This window comes from Hyphomonas polymorpha PS728, from assembly GCF_000685315.1.
Taxonomy (GTDB): domain Bacteria; phylum Pseudomonadota; class Alphaproteobacteria; order Caulobacterales; family Hyphomonadaceae; genus Hyphomonas; species Hyphomonas polymorpha.
This window is the reverse complement of the sequence record NZ_ARYM01000006.1, coordinates 48008-69664: the sequence shown is the minus strand read 5'-3', so window position 1 is coordinate 69664 and position 21657 is coordinate 48008. Positions and strand designations below refer to the sequence as shown.

The following is a 21657-nucleotide window of genomic DNA, read 5'->3' as shown; positions in this document are numbered from 1 at the left end:
GGAGACGATGGGGTTTCTATCCGGCGCCTAGGTTCAACACCTCACCGCAAATTGCAACGCCGCCGCTGCAGGGAAAATCATTCGGCCGCTGCCGCCGCCTCTGCCTTTTCCGCATTCCGCTCGATCATGCGCACGCAGAAGATGGAAATCTCGTAGAGAAGGTAGACCGGCGCCGCCAGAAGAAGCTGTGAAATAGCGTCGGGCGGCGTGAACAGTGCGGCAAAGGCAAGGATGCCGACGATGGCGTATTTGCGGCCCTTGCCGAGGCCCGATGAGGATACAAGGCCAATCTTTCCCAGAAGGGTCAGGATCACCGGCAGCTGGAACGAAATGCCAAACGCCAGCATCAGCGCCATCACGAGAGACAGATAATCCCCCACGCGCGGCATCATCTTGATGGTCGTCTGCGCGGCGTCCACCTGCTCCATCGAAATAGTGAAGCGCGCCAGCATCGGCAGCATGATGAAATACACAAACGCCGCGCCCAGCGAGAAGAGGATCGGCGCGAAGACAAGATATGGCCAGAACGCCCCGCGCTCGGACTTGTAGAGCCCCGGTGCCACGAAGGCATAAATCTGCCAGGCGATCGCGGGGAAAGCCAGAAACACGCCGGCAAACAGCGCCAGCTTCAGCTTGGCGAAGAAGAATTCCATCGGCGCGGTGAAAATGAACTCCAGCTTCGAGCCGCGCACGTCTTCAGCAACCGAGGCAAACGGCGCCACCAGCAAATTGTAGATCAGGTCGGCAAAGAAGAAGGCGCCAATGGTCGCCACCCCCAGCGCCAGCAGCATCTTGATCAGCCGCCCGCGCAGCTCAATCAGATGGTCCAGCAGCGGCGCGCGGCTGGATTCCACCTCATCATCGAGGATTTCGGGTTGCTCGTCCTTGGGGGGGGCCTGGCTCATGCGGGGCCGCCCTTGCTGGCCGGTGCTGCATCCGGCAGCTCGTCCGGCTTGCTCTCCGGCTCTGCGGGCGGCGGCGGGGCTGCGGCCGGGTGTTCGCGCATGATGGCGGAGTTCACATCCGCCTCATAGGCGGCCAGGTCATCCTGCGCGGAGGTCAGCGTGTTGGATTTGCGCAGCTCCTGGATTTCCTTCTTCAGCTCGTCCAGCTCGCTCTGGCGGGCGATGTCGTCAAACGCCGCCTGGAACTCGCGCGCCATGCGCCGGCCCTTGCCCATGATCTGGCCAAGCTTGCGCATCATCATCGGCAGGTCCTTGGGACCAATGATGATCAGGGCCGCAAGGCCAATCAGCAATAATTCGGAAAACCCGATGCCGGGCAGCATGGCTATCCGCCCTCCGCTTGCGTCATCAGGACGATGTCTTCGTCTCGTCCTTCTTGGGCGTGATGTCGACCATCTCGTCCTTCGTCACCGGCTTGGCTTCCTCATCCTTGAGGCCCTTGCGGAAGGCGCCGATCCCCTTGGCCATGTCGCCCATGATGGATGAAATGCGTCCCCGGCCGCCGAACAACAGCAGGGCGATGACGACCACGATCAGAATTTGAATCCAGCTTGGCGCCATGAACGCGACTCCTCAGGTTTATGCGAGTATAGAGCCCGGCCGCTGCTGGAACAATGGCGCGAAGCTGCTTAAGAGGTTACCGCATGCGTATAGCGACCTGGAATGTCAATTCGATGAAAGCCCGCCTGCCGACTGTTCTGCAGGTGCTGAACGATATCAAGGCAGATGTGGTCTGCCTGCAGGAGTTGAAGTGCGAAACGGACGCCTTCCCCTATCTCGAAATCGAGGAAATGGGCTGGAACTGCGCCGTCCATGGCCAGAAAAGCTATAATGGCGTGGCCATCCTGTCGAAATTTCCCCTGCAAGATGTCACCCGCGAGATGTCCACCCTGAAGGACGATCAGGCCCGTTATATAGAGGCGACCGTCCTGGCAGAGCGGCCCGTGCGCGTCGGCGGGCTCTACCTGCCCAATGGCAACCCTGCGCCCGGCGAGAAATATGACTACAAGCTGGAATGGGTCGCCGCGCTGGAAGACCATGCCCGCAGCCTCCTGAAAGCGGAGGAGCCTTTCGTGCTCTGCGGGGACTATAACGCCATTCCCGCCCCGGAAGATTGCTGGGACGATACGGTCTGGAACACCGATGCGCTCGGCCTGCCGGAAACCCGCGCTGCCTGGCGCCAGCTCAAGCATCTTGGCCTCACCGATGCCTTCGAAGCCTGCGATGGCCGCGCCCACCAATACACCTTCTGGGATTATCAGGGCGGCGCGTTCCAGAAAGATCACGGCATCCGGATCGACCACATCCTCGCCTGCCCCCGCATGACAGACCGTCTCACAGGCGCCGAAATCTACCGGAAGGCCCGCGCCCTGGAGAAACCGTCAGACCATGTTCCGGTGATCGCCACGTTTGAAGACTGACCCTCGCCCGCTTTCCGGAGCCCCTCATGCCGCCGCATGTCCTGCCGATTGTCCTTCTGTCGATTTCCAACCTCTTCATGACCCTGGCCTGGTATGGTCACCTCAAATTCAAGACTGTACCGCTAATGCTGGTGATCCTCGCCAGCTGGGGCATTGCGCTGATCGAGTACATCTTCGCCGTGCCGGCCAACCGCTGGGGGCATTCGGTCTATTCGGCGGCGGAACTAAAAACGATTCAGGAGGTGATCACCCTGATCGTATTCGCCGGATTTTCGGTGTGGGTGCTGAAAGAGCCGCTCGGCTGGAACCACGCCATCGGGTTCGGCCTGATTGCGCTCGGCGCCTGGTTCATCTTCCAGGGCAAATAGGAACAGGCGGCAAGGCATCGCGCCCCGCCGCCTGCCGGAAGATCTTACTTCGTGATCTCTTCTTTGACTTCCTTGGCAGTCTCTTCAACCGCCTGGCCACCGGCCTTCACGTCTTTGCCAACGCCTTCAATCGTGTTGCAGGCTGCCAGCGCCGGCAGAGCAACGACTGCGATCAGAGCCATCATCACTTTTTTCATCTGATTTCTCCTGTGTGTGGTGAAAGGAAGATGGCCCGGAGCCGGCATTCGGGCAAGCCTCTTCCAATCCTTTCAACGCCTTATGTGGCTTTATTGCCTCACTGCGTGGGCCAGCGTCATTCCCGTTTCCAAACGCTCCGACTCTTTGCTAAAGAGCGCCCATGAAATCCGCTGTTATCGTCTTTCCCGGCTCGAACTGTGATCGTGACGCGCAAGTTGCGCTGGCCAAGCTGACCGGCAAAGCCCCGGCCATGGTCTGGCACAAGGATGGGGAGATCCCCGCAGGAACAGACCTTGTGATGGTGCCCGGCGGCTTCTCCTACGGCGACTATCTCCGCTGCGGCGCCATGGCGGGCAACTCGCCCATCATCTCGCAGCTGAAAGCCCATGCCGAGCGCGGCGGATACATCCTCGGCGTCTGCAACGGCTTCCAGATCCTCACCGAGACCGGCCTCCTGCCCGGCGCGCTGGTGCGTAATGCCTCGCTTCACTTCGTCTGCCGCCCGCAGAAACTGAAAGTCGAGAGCAGCAACACCGCCTTCACCAGCGCCTATATCGGCGGCAGCGAAGTCGTCATCCCGATCGCCCATGCCGAAGGCAACTTCTTTGCCGATGACGCGACGCTGGACCGCCTGGAAGGCGAAGGCCGGGTCGCCTTCCGCTATGCCGCAGGCGAAAATCCCAACGGCGCTGCGCGAGACATCGCCGGCATCCTCTCGGAAAACGGCCGCATCCTCGGCATGATGCCCCACCCCGAACGCGCCATCGGCGACCATGAAGGCGGCACCGACGGCATCGCCCTGTTCAAGAGCCTGATGGCGGCGGCGTGATCAGCCCCCTCTCCCCGGAGAGGTTGCAGGTTGTCTTTTGTCCATCTGCAGCGGGGATGCTGAAGCGTTGGGGCGACCTCTCAGGCATACGATTCCAGCACCTGCTGATCCTCGATCCGCTCATGGCGCAGGCCGGCCCTCTGCCCTTGCTTTATGCGGGGGAAGAAAGAACGGCATGGTGCCGGACATATGCGCCGGGATTGGAAGAGTTCGTTGCACTTGACGACGAACAACCGCGCTGCGAGACGCTTTTCCGGCAATATACGAACAAATGGGACGGACAGACGACAGTCTGGTACTGCGCGCGACGCATAAGCGAAATGTCCTCCTTGAGCGCGTTCCTTCACTCGGGGCCGGAGTTTCTAGGTGCTCAATTCATCGACACCGCACGGCAGGCGCCGGATGTGTCCGGGACGGGCGGGTTCGCGCCGGAGCTGGTGCCGGAACTGGGTACGCTTGCCAGTGAACTGGACCCGGCGCTCGCGCGGCACCTGTCGGACCTCTACGAGCTGTCCGCAAGGGACACAGCCTGTATACGGATATTCGAGGCCGGACGACTTGCAGAGCGTCCGGAAGACTGGCTGGACCCGGCAATATTGAATCATATCCCTATGTACTGGGAGAAGCTTGAGCGTCTCTTCGCGAACATATGGAACGAGTTCAACAAGGACGGCTGGCACATCGCTGATTACCACGTCCTGCTCTGGCGGCTGCGGGAACTGGCTCAATCCGGGCGCATTGCGTGGCAAGGCTTGGGCAGCGGTGCATTTTTTGACACCCATGCGGTGCCTGGAGAGCTTCGACGGCTATGCTGACCGGCGGCGGGCCTTCCTGACTCGCACCCATTGTGCCATGCTTGCAGAATGCAAACCGATCTGATCCAACGCCTACCCAAGGCTGAGCTTCACCTCCACATCGAAGGCAGCTTCGAGCCCGAACTGATGATGGCGCTGGCCGAGCGCAACAGGATCACCCTGCCCTTCAAGACGCTGGAAGACGCCAGGGCCGCCTACAACTTCTCCAACCTTCAAGAATTCCTCGACCTCTATTATCAGGGCATGCAGGTGCTGCGCACCGAGGAAGACTTCTTCGACCTGACCTGGGCCTATCTCCAGCGCGCGGAGGCCGACAATGTGCGCCATGTCGAGATGTTCTACGATCCTCAGGCTCATACCGAGCGCGGCGTGCCCTTTGGCGTCGTCACTGATGGTATCCTTGCCGCCATCAAAAAGGGCGAGCAGGAACTCGGCATCAGCTCCTATCTCATCATGAGTTTCCTGCGGCATCTCTCCGAAGAGGACGGCTTTGACCTTCTGGTTCAATCTGAACCCTGGCACGACAAGTTCATCGGCGTCGGTCTCGATTCCTCGGAAATGGGCCACCCGCCGCTGAAGTTCGAGCGCCTCTACCAGCGCTGCCGCGAGCTGGGCTTCAAGCTCTGCATGCATGCCGGCGAAGAAGGCCCGCCCTCCTATGTCCGCGAAGCCCTGCTCGACATCGGCGTGGACCGCATCGACCATGGCAACCGCTGCATGGAAGACCCCGAACTCGTCAGCATGATCCGTGAAATGCAGATCCCGCTGACCAATTGCCCCCTGTCAAACCTGTCGCTCTGCGTGATCGACGACCTGAAGCAGAGCCCCGTAAAAGCCCAGCTCGAAGCGGGCCTTCTCGTCACCGTCAATTCGGATGATCCGGCCTATTTCGGCGGCTATATCGGCCGCAACTATGAGCAGACTGCCGCCGCGCTTGGCCTCTCGGATCAGCAGCTCATCCAGCTTGCCCGCAACAGTTTCACCGCGAGCTTCCTTCCGGAGGCGAACAAACAGCGCCACCTTGCCGCAATAGAAACGGCCGCCTGATCCCAGACGGCCGTAATATTTGCGGATTGTCGCAGGCTTAGCTGTTGGGCTCGGCCTCTTCAGTTGGCTCACCGGGCGCATCTTCTGCCTCTTCCTCCGTCTCCGGAGCAGCGGCAAAGCCCGCCGCAAAGTCAGGGTAGCAATCGCGGATCACACTTTTCAGCATCGGGTCGGTCTCGAATACGATACCCCGCGCGCCAGACGTAACCTTGATTTCCCCGGCGCCGGAGGCCAGCACATAGGCCGGGTGGCTCACCGCTTCCGTAAGGCCCTCAGCCGTATCGGGCGTCATGCCGGGCGCAGCGGGAAGGCGGGCATTGCCGGCCGAAGTGAACATGTCGATGGCGCCCACCGTGTCCTCAGCGGAAACTGCCTTGATCTGCAGAATCCGGTCACCCATTTCGGTATCGGCCGTCATGCACGTCGCCGAGAAGAGTTCCTCACCGTCCGTAGACGTATAGGTCACGGTATCGCGGCCTGAGGTGGTGGCGCGGTCCCAGCTTCCCTGCGCTTCAACAACTACTGCTTCCGGCGGGGGCGGAGCTTCCTCTTCTTCCTCGGCCTGCTCGTCAACTTCTGCTTCAACCGCCTCAACCGGCTGAGGATCAGTGGCCTCCGGCTCAGTCTGGGCATAAGCAGCGCCTGCAATCAGCGCGGCGGGAATAAGGGCAATCAATGGGTTCCGCATGATTTAGCTCCTCTGGTGCGTCACTTGAAATTGCCAACGCATCAGAAAGCCGCAGGTTTCCCCCGCCGCAGAATTGCCCAGAAATGGCCTAGTTTGGCACCCAGGTCGAAAACGCCGCCCGCTCGGCCAGCGCCGCATGGCCATCAATCATGCGGGTCAATTCTTCCTCGCTCACATCCATCGAAAAATCCCCGCGCCCATGGCTGCCGCCAAGTACCAGACCTGTCTTGCGCGGGAACATGTAGAGCGCGCCGCCCGTCCCCGGCGCGGTATAGGAATAGTCAATCTCCGGCTGCGGCAGCAGATGTGACAGCTGCCCGCGGATCGGCATCAGCGTTTCATCGCCAAACAGTTTCGCGGCGCCCAGCCCCGTGCAGTTCGCCACCACCGGCTGCGGAAGGGCGAGAACTTCCTCAAGCGTTTCAAACCGCCGCGCAATAAACTTCGCCCCAGCAAGCTGGGCATCCTTCATCAGCATGTCGAGATAATAGTCCGGGTCGATCATCATCGCATGATAGCGTTCCTCATAGGGAAAGCCAAACCGCGTCTCCGTGGTGCGCACGTCAAGATCCGGATACAGATCATCCCCGCCCGGCAGCGCCCAGCGCGGATCCCGCACCCGGTTGGACACTTCCGAATGCTGCACCCAGCTGACGCCATAGCCCGGCCGGTTCACATAAGGCAGAAATCCGCGATGCGCCTCGCGCGTCACCTGCCAGTTGAGCCGCAGGAATTCCTCGCTCGCCACGTCCCGGTCATAGAGGCTTGAGGGCAGCCACAGCGCGCCGGCAATATTTGAGGTCGTGTTCGGATGCATCAGCTCGGCATACACCGTCACGGCGTGGCCCCGCCGCGCCAGGATCAGCGCGCTCGTCAGCCCCATGACCCCGCCGCCAAGGATCGCCACATCCAGCCGCCCGGTTTCCCCCGCCATCACGGCCGCGCGCTGGCTGGTGCCCCAGGAAAGGGTCACGCCGCAGCCGCCATGGCCGTAATTGTGGATCACGGTCTTGTCGCCAAAACGCTCCGCCTCCAGCCGGAACCCCTGAGGCCGGAACGGGCGCAGGCCCACCACCGTCCGCGTAATCCGGTCCCGCTGGGAAAGCACCTTCGGAAAGGGCCGCGCGAGCGGTAGCGCCGTCATCGTCACAGGCTGGCTGGCGCACGCAGCAAGCGCGCTTGCCCCCATACCCAGAAGAACAGTCCGGCGGGCAAGGTGTGGCATGGGGCACTCCGTGGTTGCCCGTCCTCTCTAGCCGTGCGCCGCGCCTTCCGCCAAGCCGCCGGAGCGTTACACTCCCGTCATCTGATCCAGCCACCACTGGTTCATCTGCCAGATCGATTTCTCCAGAGGGGATAGCCGCCCCTGCCCGGTCAGCGGCGCGCTCAGCCCGGCCCAGACGCTGTCATTGGCGGCGATGTCTTCCATATGGATGGCGGTGGCAAACTGCGCTGTGCCTTCAACGATTTCCTCAAACCCTTCGGCTTCCTGCAGCCAGAAGGGCAGGCAGATATGGATCTTGAGGCTCAGCCTGTCTGGGCCCTTGGGAAAGAGCTGATACCAGAGCACCGAGGCGCCCTGGATACCCAGCAGGAAATGCGGAAAGGCAACCGAGGCAAACAGATCTTTCGCCTGCCAATCCTCCAGCCCCGGCGGCGGCGGCAGAATGGAGGGCTCATCGGGATGGGCCGATGGCATGTGCAGGATAGACCATGGCCCATCGCTCTCCGGCACGCGGGAATCGCGGGCGTGGAAGGCCGGCTCAAACGTTTCCGGATGCACGCCGATATGGTGGTAAGCCTCCATGAAATTCTCGACCAGCACCTTCCAGTTCCAGCCATGCTCGAACTCCAGTGTCCGCGCCACGATCAGGTCAGACAGGCGGAAATTCTCGAAATAGCGCGTGTAGGTATCCACCTGCGGGGCAAAGGGTGGCGCTTCGGCGTCAAGATTGGCCAGAATGAACCCTTCCCAAATCTCGCTGCGGATTTCAGTCAGGTTGCAGGCGGCGCGGTCAAACCCTTCTGCGCCCTCCATAAGCGGCGCGCGCACCAGCGCCCCGCCCGTGTCATAGCTCCAGGAATGATAAGGGCAGGTGAAGAGTTTCCGGTTCCCCGCCCCTTCGGCCACCAGCGCCGCCCGGTGGCGGCAGACGCGCGACAGCACGCGCACTTTGCGATCATGCCCGTGCACCACCATCACCGGCTGCCCTGCCAGATCGAGCGAGAGGTAATCCCCCGGACTGCCCACCTGATCCAGCCGCGCCAGCGGCCACCAGCTGCGCCGGAAAATCCGCGCCTCCTCGCGTGCATATACCTCCCCGGAGGTGTACGCCGCCACCGGCAAGGTCCACGCCTGCGCCAACGGCGCGCGAACACGCGCGATCATCTCGCCCGCAAAGCCGGGCAAAGTTTCAACCATTTTCAATTCCTCCCGCCACAAAAGTGACGCATGCGTCACGTTTTGTCCACCCTGCCCCGCGCCGATGACACAACAAGGCTGGCCGAGCGCGCCGCCGCAGGTTAAAGCGCGCGGGTTGAACCCAGCCGCGAACCCGAATAGCGCTGCGCCAAATTTTACCTCACGGGCCAAACCGATGACTGATACCGCTGCCATTCTTTCCCATCTCAAAGCCGAGCAGGACGCCGCCTCCGGCGCCGGGCACGGCATCAAGGCCGATGAATGGGAGCGGCTGGTCAGCCGCCTGGGCCGCAATCCGAACCTTGTCGAGCTTGGCATCTATTCGGTCATGTGGTCGGAGCATTGCTCCTACAAATCCTCGCGCCGCCACCTGTCGAAATTCCCCACCAAAGGCCCGCGCGTCATCCAGGGGCCCGGCGAGAATGCCGGCGTGATCGACATCGGCGATGGCCAGGCCGCCATCTTCAAGATGGAGAGCCACAACCACCCCTCTTATATCGAGCCCTATCAGGGCGCAGCCACAGGCGTCGGCGGCATCCTGCGCGATGTGTTCACCATGGGCGCCCGCCCCGTGGCCCTCGTCAACGCCCTGCGTTTCGGTGATCCCAGCCACCCCAAGACCCGCCAGCTCGTCTCCGGCGTCGTGGCCGGCATCGGCGGCTATGGCAACTGCGTCGGCGTGCCCACAGTGGCCGGCGAAACCCAGTTCGACGAAGGCTATAACGGCAACATCCTGGTCAATGCGATGGCCGTCGGCCTCGCTGATCAGGACAAGATCTTCTACGCCCGCGGCGCGCTGCCCGGCCTGCCGATCCTCTATGTCGGCTCCAAGACCGGCCGCGACGGCATCCACGGCGCCACGATGGCCTCGGCCGAATTCACCGAAGGCGAGGAAGACAACCGCCCCACCGTTCAGGTCGGCGACCCCTTTACCGAAAAACTCCTGATCGAAGCCTGCCTTGAGTTGATGGCCACCGATGCGATCCAGTCCATCCAGGACATGGGCGCGGCCGGCCTCACCTCCTCTTCGGTGGAGATGGCCGACAAGGGCGGCGTCGGCATCGAGATGGACCTCGACAAGGTACCCCAGCGCGAAACCGGCATGACGGCCTATGAAATCATGCTGTCGGAAAGCCAGGAACGTATGCTGATGATCCTGAAGCCCGGCAAGGAAGCCGTGGCCAAGGCGATCTTCGACAAGTGGGATCTCGACGCCGAAGTGATCGGCATCACCACTGAAACCGGCCGCCTCGTGCTCAAGCAGTTCGGCGAAGTGGTGTGCGACATCCCCGTTGCGCCGCTCGGCGAAGATGCCCCGAACTATGACCGTCCGTGGACGGAGCCGCCAAAGCGTCCGGCTTTCGACATTGCAAAGCACCCCGCCCCCGCCAACTATGCAGATGTGCTGGTGAAGCTGATGTCGACACCGGACATGGCCTCCAAACGCTGGGTCTGGGAACAATATGATCGCCACGTCATGAACGACACGATCGACAGCTCCCAGTCGGGCGGCGACGCGGCAATCGTCCGCGTTCACGGCACCAACAAGGCGCTCGCCATCTGTTCGGACTGCAACCCGCATTATGTCTCCGCCGATCCCTATGAAGGCGGCAAGCAGGCCGTGGCCGAAGCCTACCGCAACCTTTCCTCGGTCGGCGCCACGCCCATCGCCATCACCGATAACCTGAACTTCGGTAACCCCGAAAAGCCCGCCACGATGGGCTATATCGTCAAGGCCATCGAAGGCATGGCCGAAGCCTGCCGTGTGCTGAACTTCCCCGTCGTTTCCGGCAACGTGTCGCTGTATAACGAGACCGATGGCAAGGCCATCCCGCCCACGCCCGTCGTCGGCGGCGTCGGCCTGATCGAAGACCTGTCAAAAATCGCCACCCTGAAAGGCGCGCAGCCGGGCGATGCCCTCGTGCTGATCGGTGAAACCGAGGCGGATTTCGGCGCCTCGCTCTATGCCCGCAAATGGCTCGGCCTGAAGGGGGACGATCTCGGCCCGCCCCCGCCGGTGGATCTGGAAACGGAAATCGCCAACGCCGCCGCCGTGCGCACCCTCATCTCCAGCGGCGCCGTCCATGCCGTCCACGATGTCAGCGATGGCGGTCTTGCCGCTGCGGCGGCCGAGATGGCCCTGGCCGGCAATGTCGGCGTCACGCTGGACCTGGGCGACCGGCTTGCGCGCATCGGCGCCCTCGCTGCCCTCTTCAGCGAAAGCCAGGGCCGCTACCTCGTCGCCGCCAAGAGCGAAGATGCCGTTTTCGATCTGATCGGCGACGTGCCTGCACTTTATGTCGGCAGCGTTGACAATACCGGCGCGATCACGCTTCTCCATGATGTCCGCAAGGGCGAGAAAACCGTCCTGCCACTGAAAACCCTGCGCGAAGTGCATGAGGGCTGGCTGCCTGGCTATATGAACGCCGTAGACTGAACGGGCCCCGCGCGATGACCCTGGCAGATCGGCTATCCCGTCTTCCTGCCTTCGGCTTCGGTGTCAGCGGCCCGCTTGCTACGCCTCTGATGCCGGATCACGCCTGTGACGCGCTCATCCATCAGATGTTGGAAGGTGGCGGCGCCATCTTCGACACCGGCCCATCCTATGGCGGCGGCCTTGGCGAAATCCGGCTGGGCCGGGCGCTGGCCCGCCGCGCGGATGCGTTCGTTATGACCAAAGCGGGTCTTCTCTCCAGCGGCCTGAAAAAACGTTCCAGAGATTTCTCGTCAGCAGGTCTGCGCGCCTCCATTGAAGGCTCGCTCCAGCGTCTCGGGCGCCCCGCCATTGACCTTCTATGGCTTCACGGGCCTGCGCGAAGCGAGATCACGGCAGAGGTCATCGGCCTACTGATGGAGCTGCGCACAAGCGGCTTGGTCCATCATTTCGGAATTGCGGGGCGCACGGAAGATGCGCTCACCGCTCTGGAGGATCCCATTTTCGAAGCCGTCATGCTGCCGTTGAACAGGATACCCGGAAATCCCGGTCCGGAATTGGCGCAGCGCGCAAGGGCTGGAGGCCGGGCGGTCTTTGCCATAGAAATACTGGGCGGCCTGCGCCCCCATGGAAAGATGACGCGCGGGCAGTTATGGCGGACCGCAAAACGCCTTGCGATGCGCGGCCCTGCGCCGAAACACGTCACCGCAAGCACACCAGATGAGGCGCTCAACTGGGCCTATGACGAAGCGGGCGCAGACATCTTGCTGATGACCACCACTTCCTCAACCCATCTGGCGGCAAACATCAACACCCTGCGCCACCGGCAGTTTCGCCCCACCTGAACGGGCAACGCCCTTTCCCAGGGAAGTGGGAAAGGGCGCCCTCGCCTGGAGTATCAGGCTACTGTTCTGATCAGAACTTGTAGCCGACACCCAGCATCACACCGCTCGTATCCGTGCTGTCGAACGAGTAATAGGTGTAGTCACCTTTGAGGTAGAGGTTGTCGGTGAGGTCATAGCTCATGCCGGCACCGAAAGCAGGACCATCGGCAGAATCTTCCACATTGATAAAATTCCCGCCGGGCGTCTCCAGTGAGGCATCAAGGTCGACATAGGCATAGCCTGCGCGTGCATAAGCGTTCAGGCGTTCCGTCAGCGGAAGATTTGCCTTGCCATAGATGCCAATAAGGTAGTTGAGGCCAATGTCGCCGGACGCCGCAATCACATCGCTGAGATCGCCATCATTGTTGTCGTCGAAATTGAACTCATCTTCATCCACATTGAAGTCAAACTCACCGTCGTCGATGCCTGTGGCGAGTTCGGTTTCAAGGCTGAAGATATTGTTGAAACGATACCCGGCGCGCGCCGCGATACCATGGGTGTCAACGCCGCTTTCTGCGCCGCCTGGCTTGATGTCGAAATACTGGTATCCGCCTTCCAGATAAGGGCCGGCTTCCTGTGCATGAGCAGCGGCGGCCAGGCCAGTCGCAGCCGTCGCGATAAGCAGGGATCTGAACATGTTTTCTCCTTCAAGAACGCTACCTGAGTTTGATGCACGCCATTCGGGCGAAGCACGCAAACAACGGCGCCGGCTGGAAAGAAGTTCCAGTGAATGTTTCGAAATCTGCAGCTGTTGCAACAGCGTCACGGTTCCTCAGAAACCTCCGATTTTATGCTATTTTCCGCGTCAGCCTTGTATCAAAACGGAAAACGGCGAACCTTTCGGCCCGCCGCTTCACAATCTGTATAATCCGCAATCTGATTAATTACGCAAACGTCACTCAACCGGCACGAGATAGTCCCGTTTCCCGATGTTCAGCCCCTGCGACCGCAGCAATGCGTAGGCAATCGCCGCATGAAAATGCAGGTTGGTGAGGATGAAGCCCGAAAGGTAGGCCTTGCCTTCCATGGGCATGGTGTTGGCGCCCATCGGGATCTGCAGGGTGACATTGGTATTGGCGTCGATCTTTGCGCTGTCCACACCGTTCACATAGGCAATCGCCTTGTCACAGCGCGCCATCAACTCGCCGAAGGTCTGTTCCGTATCGGGGAATGATGGCATCTCCAGCCCCGCCAGCCGCGCAGCGCCCCGCGTTACGGTATCGCAGGCAATCTGTACCTGGCGCGTCAGGTCAAACATGTCCGGATAAAGACGATGGGAAAGCAGCACGCTGTCCTCGACATTCAGCTGGCGGGCATAGGCCTCACCCTTGATCAGAATGCCCTTCAGGGCGCCAATGGTCTGGTGGGTCGAAGCCTTGAGGATATGGGAGACCGTGGTGGTGGTCATTGTGCGTTTCCTTCCGTTTGAAGCGTTTCGCCAGCCGGGTCCCGGCGCAGCGTGAATATCTCTGCCAGTCTTGCGTCCACCGCCCGGGCCGCCATCACCAGCGTGTCCGCCGCGCGCACGAAGAAGTCGAGCGTCAGGTTTTCGAAATCGTCTGACGGATTGTGGTAACCCGGATGATCCTCGACCCCGAAATAGAGGATCGGGATGCCCATCTGGTGAAATACCCCGTGATCTGACTGCAGCGTCCAGTCGTTAGGCCCATCCTCCGGCCGGTCATGCCCCATCAGCAGGGTCACCGGCGCATCGGTGGCAATCTCCGAAATGATCCCGGCCAGATCCGGCGTGTGATAGGTGCCCGCCACATAAAGCTCGCCGGCTTCTGAGCGGCCCACCATGTCGAAATTGAGGTTCAGCGCCACGCGCGAATGATCAAACCCCTCCATCCGCGCCAGCGCTCGCGCGCCCAGAAGGCCGATCTCTTCGGCGTCCAGCGCGGCGATCACCATGTCATGCTCTGGCCGGTGCAGCGCGAAATACTCCGCCACCGCCACCAGCGCCGAGGCGCCCGAGGCATTGTCATCCGCCCCGTTATAGATCTCCCCCTCGCGCACGCCGAGATGATCATAATGCGCCGTCACCAGCAGCGCCGGGCCCGCGCCCGGTGTCTTGCCCGGAATATAGCCGATCAGATTTGCCCCCACGATCGGCGCCGCGTCCGCCTCGCGCGGCACGATCGGAAAGGTATGCGTGTAAGCTGTAAAACCCGGCAGCGGCAGCAGGCCGATCTCCTCGAACCGCTTGTGGATGAAGCCGCGCGCCGCTTCGTTCCCCGCCGTGCCGCTCGCCCGGCCCTCCAGCGCGTCGGAGGACAGCACCTGCGCCAGATGCAGCATCTCCCCGGCATCCACATAGACAGGCCGGTAGGTCACGCCGGGCAGGTCATCCCCGCCTTTCGGCCAGAGCAGCCAGCCGCCAAGCAGGATGGCAATCGCCAGAACGGCGCCTATCAGCAGGTTTCGAGGGGAAAAAGGCCCGTGAGGTGTCGCAGGTTTCGTGTCGCTCATGCCTTGACCCATAAGGTGTGCCGCCGCATGTGCCTAGTCACCTGAATGACCCGGAGACCTGCCATGGGCATGAGCCGCGATACGCTGATGAAATACCTGACCGAAGCGTTCCCCGACGCCGAAATCACCCTCACCGACCTCGCCGGCGACGACAATCACTGGCAGGCTGAGATCGTCAGCACCGCTTTTGCCGGGGTGCCCCGCGTCCGCCAGCATCAGATGGTCTATGATGCCCTGAAGGGGGACATGGGCGGCGTTCTTCACGCCCTGGCCCTGAAAACACGGGCGCCCTGAAGCCCGCAACAGAGACAATTGACGTAAGGGCCGGTTCGCGGTCTGCTGCCGCCAGCATTGCCTGGGAGGGCTTCGTCAATGATGCGTCAATTCCTCAAACCTGCCGCCATATCCGCCAGCCTGCTGGCCCTCGCGGCTGCGCTGGCGGCCTGCGGCCCCGCGAAAACGCGGATCGACCCCGCCGCCATCGCGATGGAAGAACGTGCCATCGAGGCCCGCGCCTTCCTCAAGGATGCCGAAAGCCAGATCGCCGCGAAAAGCCATCTGGCCGCCCAGGCCTATTGGGAGCAGGCCACCAACATCACCCCGGAAACCAATGCCGCGGCCGCCCAGCAGGGCGCCGAGATGACCAAGCTGGTCGTCAGCCTCGCCAATGCCTCCAAACGGTTCGATGTGAAGACGCTGCCTCCCGAGGAAGCCCGTAAGATCCAGATCCTGCGCAGCGGCATCACCCTGCCTGCCCCCTCCCGCGAAGGCGCTGCCGAGGAACTCGCCGACATCACGACAAAGCTCGACGCGACCTATTCTACCGGCAAGTTCATGTTCCAGGGCCGCGAGATCGACCTGCTGGAAGCCTCCCGCATCATCGAGAAATCCCGCAACCCGGCCGAGCTGCAGGCCGTCTGGGAGGGCTGGCATTCCATCGCCGCTCCCATGGCGCCGGACTATGCGCGCATGGTCACCATTGCGAATGAAGGCGCCCGCGAGCTGGGCTATCCCAGCCTCGACCAGATGTGGCTGTCTAATTACGACATGAAACCCGCGCAGATGGAGGCTGAGGTCCAGCGCCTGTGGACGCAGGTGGAGCCCCTCTACAAGGAACTGCACTGCTATGCGCGTGGCCGTCTCAACACCTATTATGGCGACGCGGTCCAGCCCGCCACCGGCCCCATCCGCGCAGACCTCCTCGGCAATATGTGGGCCCAGCAATGGTCGGGCGTCTACGACATTCTGAAAACCGACACGCCCAGCCCGGCCTACGATCTCACCACCCGCCTGAACGAGCAGGGCTACACACCCTTGAAAATGGTCCAGACCGGCGAAGCCTTCTTTACCTCGCTTGGCCTGCAATCGCTCCCGCAAACCTTCTGGGAGCGTTCGATGATCACGAAGCCAGAGGGCCGTGAGGTCGTCTGCCATGCTTCGGCCTGGGATCTCGACGACTATGAAGATGTCCGTATCAAGATGTGTACGCAGGTGAACGCAGAAGACTTCCAGACCGTCCACCACGAACTGGGCCATAACTATTACCAGCTCGCCTACCGCCATCAGGATCACCTCTACAAGAACGGCGCTCATGATGGCTTCCACGAAGCCATCGGGGATTTCATCGCCCTTTCCATCACGCCGGAATATCTCGAACAGCTCGGCCTGATCTCGGCGGCCGAAAAGCCCGGCGCGGAGGCCGATACCGCGCTACTGCTGCAAACCGCGCTCGACAAGATCGCCTTCCTGCCCTTCGCCCTGTCGGTGGACAGCTGGCGCTGGGGGGTCCTCTCGGGGGAAACCCCGCCGGATCAGTATAACCAGTCGTGGACGGACATTCGCCTGAAGAACCAGGGCATCATCCCGCCCGCGCCCCGCCCGGCTGATGCATTTGATCCGGGTGCGAAATATCACATTCCGGGTAACACGCCTTACCTGCGCTATTTCCTCAGCTTCATCATGCAGTTCCAGTTCCACAAGGCCGCCTGCGAGCAGGCCGGCTGGGAAGGACCGCTCCACCGCTGCTCCATCTATGGCAACAAGGAAGTTGGGCGCCGCTTCGAGGAAATGATGGAAGCTGGCATGTCCCAGCCCTGGCCCGACACGCTGGAAAAATTCACCGGCACCCGCGAAATGGACGGCAGCGCCATCATCGAATACTTCGACCCGCTGATGGTGTATCTGAAGGACCAGAACGCCGGGCAAAGCTGCGGCTGGTAACGGCCGCAAGGTTGGATAGGCCCCCGCCCTATCCAAGGTCCCGGATCGGCCCTGCAGGCCGTCCGGGATGACACGCGGAAAGTGGAACTTATCCAACCGGGTCCCCCACCCACGCAAACTCCATGCATCCTCCCCACAGGAGCCGCGCCGGTATCGTTCGGTTTGGGGGGAGGTCGCCCGAGGATGGGAGCGGCTGGGGCTAACGGCCCACTGCATCTCTAATGACGTTGATCCGGGCAAACCAGCCCAAAACCGGATGGCACCGCCAGTCCGGATACGGCCGCATGTGCCGCCCTCTTGACCCCGCCGCCCCGCCGCCTCACATGAACGAGAAACGCGGAGACACTCTCATGACCGACCAGGCCACCCTCGACGCCATCGACAAGGCCGTCAAAAGCAACGACGTTGTCCTCTTCATGAAAGGCACGCCGACTTTCCCGCAATGCGGCTTCTCCTCGGTCGTGGTCCAGATTCTGGACTATCTGGGCGTCGAATATGTCTCCACCAACGTGCTTGAAGACCAGGCCGTCCGCGAAGGCATCAAGGCCTACACCAACTGGCCGACCATCCCGCAGCTCTACGTGAAGGGCGAGTTCGTCGGCGGCTGCGACATCCTCAAAGAGATGTTCGAAAACGGCGAACTGCGCGACCTGATGGCCGAAAAAGGCATCGAACTGGCTGATTGATGCCCCCGCGCGCAAATAATTGTGCGCGCTGCCTGACCTGAATTGAACCGAAATCGCGCCTCTCCTTGTAGGGTCACAAGGAGCCTCCGCGATGTATTTCACTGCCCCCTCCAGCGCGAAACAGGGCGACCGCATCCTCATCACCGTCAACGGGCTCCCCAACGGAACCGAAACCGTCAAATTCATCGCCGCTGGCAATTCCGGCATCGATATCGTCAATGCCTCAGGCGGCAGCGCAAATTTCATGATCTCGCTGGACCTCTCCGGCACCACGTCCATTGAGGCCATCGCCCAGGACAAGTTCGGCGGCACTCTCGCCAGCGCCAGCCACTCAATCTCGGTCCAAAGCACCGCCTTCGATAGCCCCCGCCTCGGCATGGGCGGCTCTCTCAGCGGCATCACCCAGGCAATCGTCGGCACGATGACCGACATCATCGCCCAGGGTTATGGAGAGAGCGAACAGGTCGAGTTCTCCGCGTCCAACGCCGATATGGGCTGGATGATGCCCCAGCCGATCGCGATCGGCGGGTCCATCGCCGCCTCGGTACGTCTGACAACGGAAGGCCTCGCCACCATCACCGCCACGTTCAAGGACAAGCTCGGCAATATTTTGGGCAATGCGTCCCATTCAATCCAGGTCACCGCCGATCCCGCCAAACGCCCCGCCGCCTCCGGCCCCCGCCTCGGCATGGGCGGCTCCCTCAGCGGCATCACCGAGGCCATCGTCGGCGCCATGGCCGACATTCAGGCCACCGGATATGGTGAAACCACACAGGTGGAGTTCTCCGCCTCCAACGCCGAAATGGGCTGGATGATGCCGGCACGGATATCGCCCGGCGGCTCAACCAGTGCCTCCGTCAAGCTCACCGCCGAAGGCGTCGCCACCGTATTCGCCACCTTCAAGGACAGTCTCGGCACCATCCTCGGCCAGGCCCAGCACTCCATCCGCGTGACGGCAGATCCGGCCCGCAAGCCGGGGCCCACAGACATGGCCAGCCTGATGAACGCCCGCGCTGCAGAGATCATGAAACGCATGGGCAACAAGTCCTGATCGAAGCCCAGTGCGGCAATGCCTTCCCTGAAACGCTGTTTCGCGATAGCAGGGCGCCATGACGCTCAATCTCGACCGCCCAGCGCCCGTGCGCCCGAAGACCCAGCCGAAAGTCGGCATCGTATCGCTTGGCTGCCCCAAGGCGCTGGTCGATTCCGAACGCATCATCACGCGCCTGCGGGCCGAAGGCTACCAGATCGCCCCCGATTATGCGGGCGCAGACCTCGTGCTCGTCAACACGTGCGGCTTCCTCGACTCCGCCCGCGATGAAAGCCTTTCGGCCATCGGCGAAGCCATCGAAGCCAACGGCCGTGTCATTGTCACCGGCTGCCTCGGCGCGGAGCCTGAAGTGATCGAGAAGGCTCACCCCAAGGTGCTCGCCGTCACCGGCCCCCACCAGTATGAGGCGGTGATGGAGGCGGTCCACACCCACCTCACCCCGCCGCACAATCCGCATCTGGATCTCGTGCCGGAAAGCGGCCTGCGGCTCACGCCCCGCCACTACGCCTATCTGAAAATCTCCGAAGGCTGCAACAATCGCTGCAGCTTCTGCATCATCCCGAAACTGCGCGGCGATCTCGTCTCCCGCCCCATCCATCATGTGCTGATGGAGGCGGAAAAGCTGGTCGCCGCCGGCGTGAAGGAACTCCTGGTCATCAGCCAGGACACCTCCGCCTACGGATTGGACATCAAATACAAGCCGGAAACCTGGCGCGGCAGCGAATATCAGACCCGCTTCCTCGATCTCGCCAAGGGCCTCGGCAGCCTCGGCGTCTGGACACGGATGCACTATGTCTACCCCTACCCCCACGTGGATAACGTCATCCCGCTGATGGCTGACGGCCTGATCACGCCCTATCTCGACATCCCGTTCCAGCATGCCTCCGCCAACGTCCTCAAAGCCATGAAGCGCCCCGGCAATCAGGACAAGGTATTGAGCCGCATCCAGAAATGGCGCGAACTGGTGCCAGACCTCGCGATCCGCTCCACATTCATTGTCGGCTTCCCCGGTGAGACCGAAGAAGACTTCCAGATCCTGCTGGACTTCATCCGTGAAGCTAAGATCGACCGGGCTGGCTGTTTCAAATACGAAAACGTCGCCCATGCCGAAAGCGGCAAGCTGGCAGGTCACGTTCCCGAAGAGGTGAAGGAAGATCGCTGGCACCGCTTCATGGCAGCCCAGGCAGAAGTCTCCGCCGCCCGCGCCGAAGCGCAGGTCGGTCGCACGCTGGACGTCATCATCGATGGCCCCGGCGAAGAGGCCAGCGAGATGATCGCCCGCACGCAGGCCGACGCCCCGGAAGTTGACGCCGTGGTCTATCTGGAAAATGCCAGTCATTTGAAAGCAGGCGACATCATCCGCGCAGAGATCACCGGCGCCGACGATTACGACCTTTACGGCACGCCTGCCTAGGCGTTGACGCGAGCTCGCATCCGGGCGCCTGCCTCCTGCGCCTCGGCCACGCGCCGCGCCATCGCGCCATCCATGGTTCCAGCGACCCTGGCCAGGGTCTCGCCGTCAGCCAGTTCCGGGCGCCCGCCCCTGAAAGGCGGCGCGGGCGCATATTCCAGGCCCAGCGTCAGCGCCTTGGCATAGGCCTCGCCCGCAATCTCGGCCATCATGGTGAAGGCAAAGTCGATGCCCGCCGTCACGCCGCCGCCCGTGAACACATTGCCATCGCGCACCACGCGCCCCTCATCCGGGATCGCGTCGAACTCCGGTAACAGGCCCCGCCAGGCCCAGTGGCAGGCCGCGCGCTTGCCCTGCAGCAATCCTGCAGCCCCCAGGATCAGCGACCCGGTGCAGACAGACGTGATATATTTGGCCCCCAGCGCCAGGCGGCGAACTTCGGACACAAACGCCTCGTCCAGCGCAACCGTCGTAGCGGTCATCCCGCCGGGCACGCAGATCAGATCGCACCGCTCAATGTCGGACAACTTCCGTGTGCGGCCGATGACAAGCCCGCCTTCCGCCACTATTTCCCCGCCCTCGCGGCTGGCGATGATCGTCTCTGCCCCCGGTAACCGGCACAGCACCTGATGCGGACCGGTGAAATCAAGGTGCGTAAGGTCAGGGTATATCGCGAAAACAGTTGTGAAGCGTTTCTGGCTCATCGGCGGCCTCCTTGCTGACAGGGCTTTTGTGGCGTAAAGCGGGCTTGGCAGAAAGGACAATGTTCCCATGATTTCAGCCAACCGCTCGGCCCGCGCCATCGGCATTCTGATTTTCGATGGATTCCAGTTGCTCGACGCCGCCGGCCCGATCAGCGTGTTCGAAATGCCCTCGCGCGGCCTGTCGCCGCCGCCCTACAGCCTGACGGTCTATTCGCTGACGGGCGGCGCGGTGCGCGCGTCCTCCGGCGTGCAGATGCATTCGGAAAAACTTCCCGCAGGCCTCACCCTGGATACGCTGATCGTCTCCGGCGGCGAAGGCACGCGCGCCGCAATGGCAGACGCCGCCATGTTGAGCGCCATTCGCGATCTCTCAGACCGCACGCGGCGGACCTGCTCGGTCTGCTCCGGCTCCTTCCTGCTCGCCGCCGCCGGCCTGCTGGATGGGCGCCGCGCCACAACCCATTGGCGCCGCTCGGAAGGTTTCCAGCGGCTGTTTCCGGCCATCAAACTCGATGCGGACCGCATCTATGTGCGTGATGGAAAATACTGGACCTCGGCCGGTATCACGGCAGGCATCGATCTTTCTCTGGCGCTTGTCGCCGATGACCTTGGTGATGACGTCGCCCAGGCCGCTGCGCGGGAACTCGTGGTCCACCATCGCCGCCATGGCGGGCAATCGCAGTTTTCCGTAATGCAGGACCTGAAACTGGCATCCGGCAGGTTTGATGCCCTGATCGGCTGGATACGGACGAACCTGGCAGACGACATCAATGTCGAGACCATGGCCGAAAGGGCCGGGATGAGCGCCCGCAACTTCGCGCGCGTCTTCCGCGCCGAAACGGGTACAACGCCGGCAAGGCTGGTGGAGAAGCTGCGCCTGGAAGCAGCCCGCCAATACGTCGAAACAACGGCGCTCTCTATCCAGCAAGTGGCGGAAAAGACCGGATTTTCCGATCCGGAAAGAATGCGCGTGGCCTTCGTGAAGGCCTATGGCCAACCCCCTATGGTCCTGAGACGTCAGCGGCAGGCCTCCTGAAAAATC

Annotated in this window: 24 protein-coding genes; 13 read left to right on the top strand and 11 right to left on the bottom strand. The window is 62.2% G+C overall.

What is annotated here, in order from left to right; translation table 11 throughout:
• Nucleotides 1-77 precede the first annotated feature (77 nt).
• From tatC to tatA, 3 genes are read right to left on the bottom strand one after another with little or no spacing between them, the layout of a single operon-like run.
• Complete coding sequence (gene tatC / locus HPO_RS06555; RefSeq protein WP_157532713.1) at nucleotides 78-905, bottom strand: twin-arginine translocase subunit TatC; 828 nt, start codon at nucleotides 903-905, stop codon at nucleotides 78-80.
• Nucleotides 902-1288 (bottom strand): Sec-independent protein translocase protein TatB, encoded by a 387-nt coding sequence (tatB, locus tag HPO_RS19650; RefSeq protein ID WP_051612376.1) that lies wholly within the window; start codon nucleotides 1286-1288, stop codon nucleotides 902-904. The genes tatC and tatB overlap by 4 nt, the downstream gene beginning before the upstream one ends.
• Before the next feature lie 25 nt (nucleotides 1289-1313).
• Nucleotides 1314-1526: a twin-arginine translocase TatA/TatE family subunit gene (gene tatA, locus HPO_RS06545; protein WP_035595995.1), complete on the bottom strand. Its 213-nt coding sequence runs from the start codon at nucleotides 1524-1526 to the stop codon at nucleotides 1314-1316.
• An 83-nt stretch (nucleotides 1527-1609) separates the two neighbouring features.
• On the opposite strand from tatA, the gene HPO_RS06540 reads away from it, so the two are divergent.
• Nucleotides 1610-2386, top strand: coding sequence for an exodeoxyribonuclease III (locus tag HPO_RS06540; protein WP_035595993.1), 777 nt, complete (start codon nucleotides 1610-1612; stop codon nucleotides 2384-2386).
• 26 nt (nucleotides 2387-2412) lie between these two features.
• The gene (locus HPO_RS06535) at nucleotides 2413-2754 is read left to right on the top strand and encodes a DMT family protein (RefSeq protein ID WP_035595991.1); all 342 of its coding nucleotides are present in this window, start codon (nucleotides 2413-2415) and stop codon (nucleotides 2752-2754) included.
• Between the two features lie 44 nt (nucleotides 2755-2798).
• Here HPO_RS06535 and HPO_RS20215 read toward each other — a convergent pair whose 3' ends face one another.
• Nucleotides 2799-2951: an entericidin A/B family lipoprotein gene (locus tag HPO_RS20215; RefSeq protein ID WP_084324201.1), complete on the bottom strand. Its 153-nt coding sequence runs from the start codon at nucleotides 2949-2951 to the stop codon at nucleotides 2799-2801.
• A 161-nt stretch (nucleotides 2952-3112) separates the two neighbouring features.
• Here HPO_RS20215 and purQ point away from each other — a divergent pair, with 161 nt between their 5' ends.
• From purQ to HPO_RS06520, 3 genes are read left to right on the top strand one after another with little or no spacing between them, the layout of a single operon-like run.
• Nucleotides 3113-3781, top strand: a complete 669-nt coding sequence (gene purQ / locus HPO_RS06530) for a phosphoribosylformylglycinamidine synthase subunit PurQ (RefSeq protein ID WP_035595989.1) — start codon at nucleotides 3113-3115, stop codon at nucleotides 3779-3781.
• A gap of 56 nt (nucleotides 3782-3837) precedes the next feature.
• Nucleotides 3838-4596, top strand: coding sequence for a DUF3658 domain-containing protein (locus HPO_RS06525; protein ID WP_035595987.1), 759 nt, complete (start codon nucleotides 3838-3840; stop codon nucleotides 4594-4596).
• A 48-nt stretch (nucleotides 4597-4644) separates the two neighbouring features.
• Entirely contained in the window at nucleotides 4645-5643 is a 999-nt protein-coding gene (locus HPO_RS06520) for an adenosine deaminase (protein ID WP_035595985.1), read from the top strand.
• 37 nt (nucleotides 5644-5680) lie between these two features.
• Here HPO_RS06520 and HPO_RS06515 read toward each other — a convergent pair whose 3' ends face one another.
• The 3 genes from HPO_RS06515 to HPO_RS19645 form a co-directional block, all read right to left on the bottom strand.
• A complete protein-coding gene (locus tag HPO_RS06515) occupies nucleotides 5681-6331 on the bottom strand; it encodes a hypothetical protein (protein WP_035595983.1) in 651 nt (216 codons plus the stop codon).
• A gap of 88 nt (nucleotides 6332-6419) precedes the next feature.
• The gene (locus HPO_RS06510) at nucleotides 6420-7556 is read right to left on the bottom strand and encodes an FAD-dependent oxidoreductase (protein WP_035595981.1); all 1137 of its coding nucleotides are present in this window, start codon (nucleotides 7554-7556) and stop codon (nucleotides 6420-6422) included.
• Between the two features lie 66 nt (nucleotides 7557-7622).
• Nucleotides 7623-8753 carry an aromatic ring-hydroxylating oxygenase subunit alpha gene (locus HPO_RS19645; protein WP_051612375.1) on the bottom strand — a complete coding sequence of 377 codons (1131 nt, stop codon included), beginning with the start codon at nucleotides 8751-8753 and terminating at the stop codon, nucleotides 7623-7625.
• Between the two features lie 175 nt (nucleotides 8754-8928).
• On the opposite strand from HPO_RS19645, the gene purL reads away from it, so the two are divergent.
• Both purL and HPO_RS06495 read left to right on the top strand, forming a co-directional pair.
• Nucleotides 8929-11190 (top strand): phosphoribosylformylglycinamidine synthase subunit PurL, encoded by a 2262-nt coding sequence (gene purL, locus HPO_RS06500; protein ID WP_035595979.1) that lies wholly within the window; start codon nucleotides 8929-8931, stop codon nucleotides 11188-11190.
• A gap of 14 nt (nucleotides 11191-11204) precedes the next feature.
• Nucleotides 11205-12032: an aldo/keto reductase gene (locus HPO_RS06495; protein WP_035595977.1), complete on the top strand. Its 828-nt coding sequence runs from the start codon at nucleotides 11205-11207 to the stop codon at nucleotides 12030-12032.
• Between the two features lie 70 nt (nucleotides 12033-12102).
• Here the strand turns inward: HPO_RS06495 and HPO_RS06490 are convergent, their stop codons facing one another.
• The 3 genes from HPO_RS06490 to HPO_RS06480 all read right to left on the bottom strand — a co-directional run bounded on the left by HPO_RS06490 (nucleotide 12103) and on the right by HPO_RS06480 (nucleotide 14543).
• Entirely contained in the window at nucleotides 12103-12708 is a 606-nt protein-coding gene (locus HPO_RS06490; protein ID WP_035595975.1) for a porin family protein, read from the bottom strand.
• A gap of 258 nt (nucleotides 12709-12966) precedes the next feature.
• Complete coding sequence (locus HPO_RS06485; RefSeq protein ID WP_035595973.1) at nucleotides 12967-13479, bottom strand: DUF1993 domain-containing protein; 513 nt, start codon at nucleotides 13477-13479, stop codon at nucleotides 12967-12969.
• Nucleotides 13476-14543 (bottom strand): M28 family peptidase, encoded by a 1068-nt coding sequence (locus HPO_RS06480; protein WP_162174017.1) that lies wholly within the window; start codon nucleotides 14541-14543, stop codon nucleotides 13476-13478. Before HPO_RS06480 ends, HPO_RS06485 begins: the two co-directional genes overlap by 4 nt.
• Before the next feature lie 63 nt (nucleotides 14544-14606).
• Here HPO_RS06480 and HPO_RS06475 point away from each other — a divergent pair, with 63 nt between their 5' ends.
• From HPO_RS06475 to rimO, 5 genes are all read left to right on the top strand, one after another.
• Nucleotides 14607-14837 carry a BolA/IbaG family iron-sulfur metabolism protein gene (locus tag HPO_RS06475; protein WP_035595971.1) on the top strand — a complete coding sequence of 77 codons (231 nt, stop codon included), beginning with the start codon at nucleotides 14607-14609 and terminating at the stop codon, nucleotides 14835-14837.
• Between the two features lie 78 nt (nucleotides 14838-14915).
• Nucleotides 14916-16763: a M2 family metallopeptidase gene (locus tag HPO_RS06470; RefSeq protein WP_035595969.1), complete on the top strand. Its 1848-nt coding sequence runs from the start codon at nucleotides 14916-14918 to the stop codon at nucleotides 16761-16763.
• Between the two features lie 350 nt (nucleotides 16764-17113).
• A complete protein-coding gene (gene grxD, locus HPO_RS06465) occupies nucleotides 17114-17449 on the top strand; it encodes a Grx4 family monothiol glutaredoxin (RefSeq protein ID WP_035595968.1) in 336 nt (111 codons plus the stop codon).
• A gap of 91 nt (nucleotides 17450-17540) precedes the next feature.
• Nucleotides 17541-18500: a hypothetical protein gene (locus HPO_RS06460; protein ID WP_035595966.1), complete on the top strand. Its 960-nt coding sequence runs from the start codon at nucleotides 17541-17543 to the stop codon at nucleotides 18498-18500.
• Nucleotides 18501-18558: 58 nt separating this feature from the next.
• A complete protein-coding gene (gene rimO / locus HPO_RS06455) occupies nucleotides 18559-19914 on the top strand; it encodes a 30S ribosomal protein S12 methylthiotransferase RimO (protein WP_035595964.1) in 1356 nt (451 codons plus the stop codon).
• On the opposite strand, the gene HPO_RS06450 is transcribed toward rimO, so the two are convergent.
• Entirely contained in the window at nucleotides 19911-20615 is a 705-nt protein-coding gene (locus HPO_RS06450; RefSeq protein WP_035595963.1) for a DJ-1/PfpI family protein, read from the bottom strand. The two genes, rimO and HPO_RS06450, sit on opposite strands and share 4 nt — an antisense overlap.
• A gap of 67 nt (nucleotides 20616-20682) precedes the next feature.
• Here HPO_RS06450 and HPO_RS06445 point away from each other — a divergent pair, with 67 nt between their 5' ends.
• Nucleotides 20683-21651, top strand: a complete 969-nt coding sequence (locus HPO_RS06445) for a GlxA family transcriptional regulator (RefSeq protein WP_035595962.1) — start codon at nucleotides 20683-20685, stop codon at nucleotides 21649-21651.
• The last annotated feature ends 6 nt before the right edge of the window (nucleotides 21652-21657 follow it).

Excerpts from the sequence above, each read along its gene's own strand:
- tatC (WP_157532713.1), bottom strand. The coding sequence starts at position 905 with ATGAGCCAGGCCCCCCCCAAGGACGAGCAACCCGAAATCCTCGATGAT.
- tatB (WP_051612376.1), bottom strand. The coding sequence starts at position 1,288 with ATGCTGCCCGGCATCGGGTTTTCCGAATTATTGCTGATTGGCCTTGCG.
- tatA (WP_035595995.1), bottom strand. The coding sequence starts at position 1,526 with ATGGCGCCAAGCTGGATTCAAATTCTGATCGTGGTCGTCATCGCCCTG.
- HPO_RS06540 (WP_035595993.1), top strand. The coding sequence starts at position 1,610 with ATGCGTATAGCGACCTGGAATGTCAATTCGATGAAAGCCCGCCTGCCG.
- HPO_RS06535 (WP_035595991.1), top strand. The coding sequence starts at position 2,413 with ATGCCGCCGCATGTCCTGCCGATTGTCCTTCTGTCGATTTCCAACCTC.
- HPO_RS20215 (WP_084324201.1), bottom strand. The coding sequence starts at position 2,951 with ATGAAAAAAGTGATGATGGCTCTGATCGCAGTCGTTGCTCTGCCGGCG.
- purQ (WP_035595989.1), top strand. The coding sequence starts at position 3,113 with ATGAAATCCGCTGTTATCGTCTTTCCCGGCTCGAACTGTGATCGTGAC.
- HPO_RS06525 (WP_035595987.1), top strand. The coding sequence starts at position 3,838 with ATGCTGAAGCGTTGGGGCGACCTCTCAGGCATACGATTCCAGCACCTG.
- HPO_RS06520 (WP_035595985.1), top strand. The coding sequence starts at position 4,645 with ATGCAAACCGATCTGATCCAACGCCTACCCAAGGCTGAGCTTCACCTC.
- HPO_RS06515 (WP_035595983.1), bottom strand. The coding sequence starts at position 6,331 with ATGCGGAACCCATTGATTGCCCTTATTCCCGCCGCGCTGATTGCAGGC.
- HPO_RS06510 (WP_035595981.1), bottom strand. The coding sequence starts at position 7,556 with ATGCCACACCTTGCCCGCCGGACTGTTCTTCTGGGTATGGGGGCAAGC.
- HPO_RS19645 (WP_051612375.1), bottom strand. The coding sequence starts at position 8,753 with ATGGTTGAAACTTTGCCCGGCTTTGCGGGCGAGATGATCGCGCGTGTT.
- purL (WP_035595979.1), top strand. The coding sequence starts at position 8,929 with ATGACTGATACCGCTGCCATTCTTTCCCATCTCAAAGCCGAGCAGGAC.
- HPO_RS06495 (WP_035595977.1), top strand. The coding sequence starts at position 11,205 with ATGACCCTGGCAGATCGGCTATCCCGTCTTCCTGCCTTCGGCTTCGGT.
- HPO_RS06490 (WP_035595975.1), bottom strand. The coding sequence starts at position 12,708 with ATGTTCAGATCCCTGCTTATCGCGACGGCTGCGACTGGCCTGGCCGCC.
- HPO_RS06485 (WP_035595973.1), bottom strand. The coding sequence starts at position 13,479 with ATGACCACCACCACGGTCTCCCATATCCTCAAGGCTTCGACCCACCAG.
- HPO_RS06480 (WP_162174017.1), bottom strand. The coding sequence starts at position 14,543 with ATGAGCGACACGAAACCTGCGACACCTCACGGGCCTTTTTCCCCTCGA.
- HPO_RS06475 (WP_035595971.1), top strand. The coding sequence starts at position 14,607 with ATGGGCATGAGCCGCGATACGCTGATGAAATACCTGACCGAAGCGTTC.
- HPO_RS06470 (WP_035595969.1), top strand. The coding sequence starts at position 14,916 with ATGATGCGTCAATTCCTCAAACCTGCCGCCATATCCGCCAGCCTGCTG.
- grxD (WP_035595968.1), top strand. The coding sequence starts at position 17,114 with ATGACCGACCAGGCCACCCTCGACGCCATCGACAAGGCCGTCAAAAGC.
- HPO_RS06460 (WP_035595966.1), top strand. The coding sequence starts at position 17,541 with ATGTATTTCACTGCCCCCTCCAGCGCGAAACAGGGCGACCGCATCCTC.
- rimO (WP_035595964.1), top strand. The coding sequence starts at position 18,559 with ATGACGCTCAATCTCGACCGCCCAGCGCCCGTGCGCCCGAAGACCCAG.
- HPO_RS06450 (WP_035595963.1), bottom strand. The coding sequence starts at position 20,615 with ATGAGCCAGAAACGCTTCACAACTGTTTTCGCGATATACCCTGACCTT.
- HPO_RS06445 (WP_035595962.1), top strand. The coding sequence starts at position 20,683 with ATGATTTCAGCCAACCGCTCGGCCCGCGCCATCGGCATTCTGATTTTC.